9 protein-coding genes are annotated in these 8,079 nt (G+C 60.8%); 6 read left to right on the top strand and 3 right to left on the bottom strand.

Translation table 11 applies throughout. From position 1 onward, the window contains the following. On the top strand, positions 1-1,257 hold a 1,257-nt coding region (gene ahcY / locus VFU66_RS10635), incomplete at its 5' end, for an adenosylhomocysteinase (protein WP_326446229.1). Between the two features lie 95 nt (positions 1,258-1,352). Here the strand turns inward: ahcY and VFU66_RS10630 are convergent. Beyond that, a complete protein-coding gene (locus VFU66_RS10630; protein WP_326446228.1) occupies positions 1,353-1,718 on the bottom strand; it encodes a hypothetical protein in 366 nt (121 codons plus the stop codon). 215 nt (positions 1,719-1,933) lie between these two features. Then, entirely contained in the window at positions 1,934-2,671 is a 738-nt protein-coding gene (locus VFU66_RS10625) for a DUF4397 domain-containing protein (RefSeq protein ID WP_326446227.1), read from the bottom strand. A gap of 183 nt (positions 2,672-2,854) precedes the next feature. Between VFU66_RS10625 and VFU66_RS10620 the strand changes: the two genes are divergently transcribed. Further along, complete coding sequence (locus tag VFU66_RS10620; RefSeq protein WP_326446226.1) at positions 2,855-3,958, top strand: LssY C-terminal domain-containing protein; 1,104 nt, start codon at positions 2,855-2,857, stop codon at positions 3,956-3,958. A 6-nt stretch (positions 3,959-3,964) separates the two neighbouring features. Here the strand turns inward: VFU66_RS10620 and VFU66_RS10615 are convergent, their stop codons facing one another. Then, entirely contained in the window at positions 3,965-4,288 is a 324-nt protein-coding gene (locus VFU66_RS10615) for a ComEA family DNA-binding protein (protein WP_326446225.1), read from the bottom strand. A gap of 326 nt (positions 4,289-4,614) precedes the next feature. On the opposite strand from VFU66_RS10615, the gene hisI reads away from it, so the two are divergent. The 4 genes from hisI to VFU66_RS10595 all read left to right on the top strand — a co-directional run. Further along, complete coding sequence (gene hisI / locus VFU66_RS10610) at positions 4,615-4,959, top strand: phosphoribosyl-AMP cyclohydrolase (RefSeq protein ID WP_326446224.1); 345 nt, start codon at positions 4,615-4,617, stop codon at positions 4,957-4,959. Beyond that, positions 4,959-5,840, top strand: a complete 882-nt coding sequence (hisG, locus tag VFU66_RS10605) for an ATP phosphoribosyltransferase (RefSeq protein WP_326446223.1) — start codon at positions 4,959-4,961, stop codon at positions 5,838-5,840. The genes hisI and hisG overlap by 1 nt, the downstream gene beginning before the upstream one ends. Before the next feature lie 54 nt (positions 5,841-5,894). Continuing rightward, positions 5,895-7,154, top strand: coding sequence for a histidinol dehydrogenase (gene hisD / locus VFU66_RS10600; protein ID WP_326446222.1), 1,260 nt, complete (start codon positions 5,895-5,897; stop codon positions 7,152-7,154). Then, positions 7,151-8,079 (top strand): pyridoxal phosphate-dependent aminotransferase (locus VFU66_RS10595; protein ID WP_326446221.1); only part of this gene is annotated, 929 nt, incomplete at its 3' end. The genes hisD and VFU66_RS10595, both read left to right, overlap by 4 nt.

The raw sequence follows: 8,079 nt of genomic DNA, 5'->3' as shown, positions 1-8,079 counted from the left end.
TCGCTGCACATGACGATCCAGACCGCAGTGCTGATTGAGACCATGGTTGCCCTGGGCGCGGACGTGCGCTGGGCAAGTTGCAATATCTTCTCGACGCAGGACCATGCAGCAGCAGCGATTGCCGCGGCCGGCGTGCCGGTCTTTGCGTGGAAGGGCGAGACTCTTGAAGAGTACTGGTGGTGCACCGATCAGGCGCTGCGCCACAAAGGCGGACTAGGCCCGCAGATCGTCATCGACGATGGCGGAGACGTGACCTTGTTAATCCACAAGGGCGTCGAGCTGGAAAAGGGCGACGGCTGGGTGAATACACCCTCCGGCAATCAGGAAGAGCAGGTCATCAAGAACCTGCTCAAGAAGATCCACGCCGAAGACGCGACCTACTTCACGAAGCTGGCGAAGGAGTGGAAGGGCGTCGCCGAGGAGACGACGACCGGCGTTCACCGCCTCTACAAGATGATGGAGCAGGGCAAGCTGCTGGTGCCCGCAATCAACGTGAACGATTCCGTGACCAAGAGCAAGTTCGACAACCTCTACGGCTGCCGCGAGTCGCTGGTGGACGGCATCAAGCGCGCGACCGACGTCATGGTGGCCGGAAAGATCGCCGTCGTCTGCGGGTATGGCGACGTGGGCAAGGGCTCGGCCGCTTCTCTGCGCGGAATGGGCGCGCGTGTCGTCGTCACCGAGATCGACCCGATCAACGCGCTGCAGGCCGCGATGGAAGGCTACGAAGTCACCACGCTCGAAGAGACGCTGGGGCGAGGTGACATCTACGTCACCTGCACCGGCAACGTAGACATCATCACCTTCGAGCACATGAAGCTGATGAAGGATCAGGCCATCGTCTGCAACATCGGCCACTTCGACAACGAAATCCAGATGGACCAGTTGAACGCAGCCAAAGACGTGAAGAAACTCAACATCAAGCCGCAAGTCGACAAGTACACCTTCCCCAACGGCAACAGCATCTTCGTGCTGGCCGAAGGACGGCTGGTGAACCTGGGTTGCGCGACCGGTCATCCAAGCTTCGTGATGTCGTCGAGCTTCTCGAACCAGACGCTCGCTGCGCTGGACCTCTGGAAGAACAAGGACACCTACAAGCCCGGCGTCTACATCCTGCCCAAGAAGCTGGACGAGGAAGTCGCGCGTCTACACCTCGAAAAGATCGGCGTGAAGCTGACGACGCTTTCGCCGAAGCAAGCCGAGTATCTCGGCGTGCAGGTGGAAGGGCCCTACAAGGCGGAGCAGTACCGGTACTAAAAGCACCGGGCAGAAAAATACGGGCCGCGGAGATGCCCTCTCCGCGGCCCTTTCGTTTTCAATCTCGCCTCATCGACCCATGAGGGGACGCCGCATTATCCACGCTGATGACGGGCGTTGTGCTTGTCCTTGTAAATCCTGCGGGACTCCTGGTTCTGCTGGCGGTGCAGTGTCTTGCGGTCCTGTTTGGTCAGGTGGCCGTTGTCCTGGGCACGCATGTTGTGTTCTTCCTTATTGATGGCCGACTCCTGCTTCTCCAGGTGAGAAGTCTCGCCGGCGGTGAGTTGGCCGCTCTTGACGCCCTGACCGATGCGGTCTTGCTGGTTTTCCTTGCGCTGGTTGATGTCGTAGTCGTGACGGGCGGGCGTAGCCGTAGGCGCGGCGGTTGTCGTGGCCTGCGCAACGATCGCAACCGGCGCAAATGTGAGTGAAGCGATGAGGGCGAGTTTGGTGAAATTCATGTGAAGGCTCCTTTTGTTTTTTGGCAACCGCCTGAATGCTGCCTGCTGCCGCTTACGGTTCAGATAGACACAGACGTTCTGGCCGTGTTGCGGTGCTCTGGAGTTTTTAATTTTTGCGAAACACCGCGACATTCGCTATTTTTTAGGGTCTGCGGCACACATTCGCAGATGCGCTGCCCTAAAAGTTGCAGAGACCTGACACGTTGCGAGACGACTCAGGCGGGATTGTCGTAGTCGTCGGCGGTGATGACCTGTACGCCGGGGATGGAGGCAAGCGGCTGGTCGATCAAGATGAGCGTGCGCGCTGCGGTGCTGGGATAGGTCATCCGCGCGCCAGTGTAACTAGCTACAGCGGTGCTGACAGGAACCGCGCCCGCGGGCAGCACGACAAGCGTGTAGGTGCCCGACGGAATATTCCGGTAGCCGGTATTGGTACCGAAGGCCACATTGGTCAGGATGGGGTTGACCGTAACGAGCGCGTGTCCGGAGGGAACCATGTAGACATCGACCGGGCCGGCGCGCGTCGCCTCGTCGAGAAAGCGCAGCGAAGTCTGCCCTGCTGGCGCGGGCTGGTTCTGGTCTTTGAGCGTGAACTGCTGGAGGCTCCCCGCGGTGTTGCGAATCAAGACCGTGTACTGACTGGCCGCCGCCAGGGTGGGTTTGTCGCAAGAGAGAATCTGGCGCGTGCCGGCCGTCGCGGCGGACAACGTGTATGCGCCGGGGACCATAGGCACGTAAGAGGTGACATCGCCAAAGCCAAGGTTGTAAGCCACTCCGTCTGTGCCTTGGTAGAGGTCGATACCGGGAGCGTCGGGCGAGGCGTCGATGACGCGCACCTGTGCCGTAGACGCGGGGTTGACCATCGCCTGGCAGCCCGTCAGCATGGCGAGGAGACTCACGACCGCGGCAACGCGGGCCATTGCAACAGAGCGATGACGTAAAGGAAAGAACATGGGCCGTCCGTCCCGGTTCTGCGTCTTATTCTTAAGAAGATGCAGCGGCCTTAAGATGAGACAGATACTGCTATGAACCACTTTAACCGATTCGCAGAGTCACGACAGCCGCTGGGCAGGGTAACGAAAGTTGTACTCCCCATAGCACTGTTGGCTGCCGGAATGTTTGCGAGCGGACAAACGTTGAGCCCCGCTATACCCGCTGCCGTTACCCCTGTGCACGTGGGCGTGCAGGCCATTACCGGCCAGAGCGCAAATCCACAGGGAAGCGCCGCGCCTGCCCACAAGAAAAACTACGAGTTCACCGTGAAGGATGGCGATTGGCAGGACACCGGCGTGGTGCTTGCGGCCGGAGAAAAGCTGCACTTTGCGGCCACCGGCAGCACGAACCTGGAGGACGGGCGCACACTCGACCCCGATGGCGCGGCGCGCGGATGGCGCGACCTGTTGCGGCAGTTCCCGCTCAACAGCGCCAACACCGGCGCACTGGTGGGGCGTGTCGGCGACCTTGGCGCTTCCGTCCCCTTCCTGGTTGGCAAAGACAACGATCTGGTGGTTCCCGCAAGCGGCAAACTGTTTCTGCGGATGAACCTGAGCAGCGACTTGACCGCGACAGGAAGCTTCAAAGTGAAGCTGACGTTTGAAGCAGAGGCAAAGGCGAAGGCCGTGGCAGCGCCCCCGGTCGTAAGCACTCTGGTCTCGCCCGCAACCTTTGCGGACATTCCGCGCCGCGTCTCCGACAATGAAGGCCATGAGGGTGACATGGTGAACTACGGTCTCATCGGCACCGAGGACCAGGTGCAGGCGGCATTCAAGGCGGCAGGATGGGTTCCCGTGGATAAATCAGTGGGCGATGCGGTGCTGCATGGAATTCTCTCGACGATGAGCCATGAAGCGTACACCGAGATGCCAATGAGCACACTCTACCTATTCGGTCGCCCGCAGGACCTCTCGTTCGCGCGCGGCGATCCGTTGAAGGTCGCCGCCGAGCGCCACCATCTGCGCGTATGGAAGACGGACAAGACCATCAATAACAAGCCTCTCTGGGTCGGTTCCGCCACGCACGACGTCGGCTTCGAGCGCGATCAGCGCAACGGTGGCGTGACCCACAAGATCGACCCGGAGATCGATAAAGAGCGCGACTTCCTCTTGCAGAGCTTCGAGGCTGCAGGCGTATTTTCGAGCGCAGCCTATGTCACACCCGAAGACCCGATGCTCAAAGCAAACACGGCCACCGGAGGCAGCTTCTACTCCGATGGCCGCATCGTTGTCATGGAACTGAAATAGCCCGTCTTACTTCTTGGGTTTGCTGGCGATGATCTGGCCCTTGATCTTGTTGTACGTCGCCTGCGGGATAATGCCCCGCGTGACAAGCTGGTTCTTGGCGGTGTACGGACGGCCCGCAATAATCCTAGAAGCATACGCATCGCCGATGCCGTTGAATGCCTTGAGCTGGTCAGCCGTGGCCGTGTTGATGTCGAGCGGCGCGGATGAGGACGCCGACGCAGCAGGCTTGGCGGCAGGTTTGGCCGCGTGCTTGGCCTGGGCAGCCGACAGCACCGGTACAGACGCGAAGAGAAGAGCAGCGGCTAACAGTTTGTGACGAAGGTTGCGCATAGATGTAGTCTCCGTGGTGAAGCGGATGAACTTCATGCGAAAGACTACGAGAGCGCGCCCGGTGCGTCAACACGCAAGCCCTTCGAGACCAGTTGACTTCCGCCCGCCTGAACGCTAATCTTGAAGCTAGAGATGAGCTTTCAGGGCTTCCATCACGGGCATCATCACCATCATGCAACCTGCGTGTTGGCGGCTGTGTCCGGCGTAGCGAAGTAACGAACGCTTACAAAGGATTGGAAAGGCCCGCTGACGCGCACACCGCGAGCGGGCCTTTTCTCTTGCTCGCGGTCTCGTCACAGCCTACCGAAGCAAATGGAGAACAGAACATGGCAGATGTAACGATTGACTTTGAAAAGATGGATGGCCTGGTCCCGGGAATGGTCCAGGATGCGAAGACGGGCGAAATGCTGATGCTCGGCTTTCTGAACGAAACCAGTTACCGTAAAACGCTCGAAACCGGCTTCGTCACCTTCTGGAGCCGCACGCGCCAGAAGCTATGGATGAAGGGCGAGACCAGCGGCAACCGCCTGCGCGTCGTCTCTGCTTCGACCGACTGCGACAACGACGCGCTGCTCTTCAAAGTCGAAGTCGAAGGCGACGGGCTGGTGTGCCACGAAGGCACCGTAAGCTGCTTTACCAAACCGATTCAAGTGACGGGAGAGACGAAGTAATGGCCGACGCAAAGAAATTGAAGCTGGGAATTCCCAAGGGCAGCCTGCAGGACGCAACCATTGCGCTATTCGAACGCGCGGGCTGGCGCATCTTCGCCAACGGACGCAGCTATTTTCCAACCATCGACGATACCGAGATCGAGTGCATGTTGGTCCGCGCGCAGGAGATGGCGCGCTATGTCGAACACGGCGCGCTGGACGCCGGCCTCACCGGCAACGACTGGGTGCTTGAAAACCAGACCGACGTCGAGTATGTCACTAGCCTCACCTACTCGAAGCAGAGCCGCCAGAAGGTGCGCTGGGTGCTCGCCGTGCCCGAAGACTCGCCGTTCCAGAAGCCCGAAGACCTCGCAGGCAAGACCATCGCCACCGAACTGGTCGAGTTCACCAAACGATACTTCGCCGGGAAGAAGATTCCGGTAACAGTTGAGTTTAGCTGGGGGGCAACCGAAGTGAAGCCTCCGACACTGGCCGACGCCATCGTCGAGGTGACGGAGACAGGTTCCTCGCTGAAGGCCAACCGGCTGCGCATCATCGAGACGCTGATGGAGAGCGAGACGCAGCTTATCGCCAACAAAACCGCCTTCAAAGATGCGTGGAAGCGCAACAAGATCGAGAACATCGCACTGATGCTGAACGCCGCCATCGCCGCACAAGGTCGCGTCGGGCTGATGCTGAATGCTCCGAAGGCCACACTCGACTCCATCCTCGGCGTGCTGCCCGCGCTGAACTCGCCGACGATCTCGCAGTTGAGCGATCCCGGCTGGGTTGCGCTCAACACCATCCTCGACGAGTCGCTGGTGCGCGATGTCATCCCCAGGCTGAAGGCCGCAGGCGCAACGGGAATCGTCGAGTATCCACTGAGCAAAGTCGTTGTGTAATGCAGCTATGAGCCATGAGAGTCTTTGGCTAAGAGCTGTCTTTGGAGTTCGTTGATGAAGCTGGTGAAGACATTCGGCCGCGGCGCAAAGGCCGCGGAGGCAATGATCGAGACGCTGGAGCGGCGCGGCGCCGTGAACACGGCCCGCGTCGAGCCGGTGGTGCGCAAGATTCTTGCCGGCGTGCGCAAAGGCGGCGACGGTGCGCTGCGAAGATATGCCGCGCAGTTCGATGGGTTGACGAAGGCGCAACCGCTCGCGGTCTCGCGCGAAGAGATGCGCGCGGCGTGGGAAGCCACAGCACCCGAGTTGCAGGCCGCAATGATGGTGGCGCGCGGCAACATTCTCGCGTTCGCCGAGGCGCAGTTGCCGAAGCAGTGGAGCTTCGCACCCGCAGACGGAGTGCAGACGGGGCAGATCGTCCGCCCGTTGGGAAGCGTCGGCTGCTACGTGCCCGGAGGACGTTATCCGTTGCCCTCGACCCTGCTGATGACCGTGACACCGGCACAGGTTGCCGGTGTCGAACGCATCGTTGTGTGCTCTCCAAAACCCGCGACAGAGACCCTGGCTGCCGCGTGGCTCGCTGGCGTCACCGAATTCTATCGTGTGGGCGGCGCGCAGGCGATCGCGGCCATGGCATACGGAACTCCAGCCATCGCGCGCGTGGACAAGATTGTCGGACCAGGCAACCTCTTCGTTACCGCTGCCAAGGTGATGGTCTCAAGTGAATGCGGCATCGACATGCCCGCCGGGCCAACGGAGATCGTCGTCACCAGCGAGACCGGCAGCGCAGCAGGCATCGCAGCCGACCTCGTCGCGCAGGCGGAGCACGATCCTGAGGCGCTCGCCGTGCTCATCACCAGCAATGAAGCTCTGGCCAACGCCGTACTCGCAGAAGTCAAAGCGCAGGCGAAGAACAATACCGTTGCGAAGAAATCGCTGGCTGCGCAGGGTGCAATCTTTGTCACCAAAACAGTTGCGGAGGCGCGTGAACTCACCAACCGGCTCGCTCCGGAGCACCTGACCGTTGATTCGTCCGCGGACCTGAAATGGGTACGAAACGCAGGCAGCGTCTTCGTAGGCGACTACGCGCCGCAGTCGATGGGCGATTATGTCTCCGGCCCGAACCACGTGCTGCCCACAGGCCGCGTGGGCCGCGTGCGCGGCGGCCTCAGCGTGATGGACTATGTGAAAGTCATCACTGTGCAGGAGTACACGCGCACCGGGCTGAAGAAGATCGGACCACATGCGATTGCCCTGGCCGAAGCCGAGGGACTGACTGCCCACGCTGCCAGCGTGCGGGTGAGGATGCGATGAGCGCAACCACAACAGCTACGAATACGATCAAGGCGCGGCGGTTGGTCGTCGAGATGCCGGAGTATCACCCTCCGCTCGCCGAGCGTACCGCCCTGCGCCTCGACTTCAACGAAAACACCTTCGGCCCCTCGCCGCGCGTGATGGAGCAGTTGCAGAAGGTCACGGCAGAGGGTCTGACGAAGTATCCCGAGCGCGAAGGCATCGAGCGCGTCGTCGCCCGGCACTTCGGCCTCGCGCCTGCGCAGGTCTTGCTGACCAACGGCGTCGATGAAGCCATCCACCTGATGTGCTGCGCGTTTCTCGAAGCCGACGACGAGGCGCTCATCTGCACGCCGTCGTTCTTCATGTATGACGTCAGCATCCAGATGATGACGCCGCACCTGCGCAAAGTGCAGGCAGGGCCAACGCTCGAGTTTCCCTTCGACCGCTTCATGTCCGCAATTACGGAGCGGACAAAGCTGATCATCGTTGCCTCACCCAACAACCCGACCGGCGCGACTGTCAGCCGCGAGCACCTGCTGGCCATTGCGAAGGCCGCTCCGCAGGCGGTGCTTATGGTCGATGAGGCGTACTACCACTTCCACGGCGAGTCCGTCATGGCCGACCTCGCCGCGACGACGAACCTGATTGTGACGCGCACCTTCTCGAAGGCTTACGGTCTCGCCAACCTGCGCATCGGAATGCTCGCCGGGAATGCGGAGTTGGTGAAGTACCTGCGCAAGGTCAGTTCGCCCTACAACGTCAATGGCGTGGCTCTCGACTGCCTGCCCGTCGCACTGGCCGATGAAGATTATCTCCAGTGGTATATCGAACAGGTGCGCGTAGGCCGCGACCGCATGATGGCTGGGCTGCGAGAGCTGGACGTGCCGTTCTTTCCCAGTGCTGCAAACTTCGTGCTGATGAACATTGGCCCGAAGCACAAGGA

It is taken from the genome of Edaphobacter sp., assembly GCF_035763405.1.
Lineage (GTDB): Bacteria > Acidobacteriota > Terriglobia > Terriglobales > Acidobacteriaceae > Edaphobacter.
Note: the sequence above shows the minus strand (reverse complement) of the source record. Positions and strands in the feature narration are given on the sequence as shown.

Excerpts from the sequence above, each read along its gene's own strand:
- VFU66_RS10630 (WP_326446228.1), bottom strand. The coding sequence starts at position 1,718 with ATGAATTTCACCAAACTCGCCCTCATCGCTTCACTCACATTTGCGCCG.
- VFU66_RS10625 (WP_326446227.1), bottom strand. The coding sequence starts at position 2,671 with ATGTTCTTTCCTTTACGTCATCGCTCTGTTGCAATGGCCCGCGTTGCC.
- VFU66_RS10615 (WP_326446225.1), bottom strand. The coding sequence starts at position 4,288 with ATGCGCAACCTTCGTCACAAACTGTTAGCCGCTGCTCTTCTCTTCGCG.
- hisI (WP_326446224.1), top strand. The coding sequence starts at position 4,615 with ATGGCAGATGTAACGATTGACTTTGAAAAGATGGATGGCCTGGTCCCG.
- hisG (WP_326446223.1), top strand. The coding sequence starts at position 4,959 with ATGGCCGACGCAAAGAAATTGAAGCTGGGAATTCCCAAGGGCAGCCTG.
- hisD (WP_326446222.1), top strand. The coding sequence starts at position 5,895 with ATGAAGCTGGTGAAGACATTCGGCCGCGGCGCAAAGGCCGCGGAGGCA.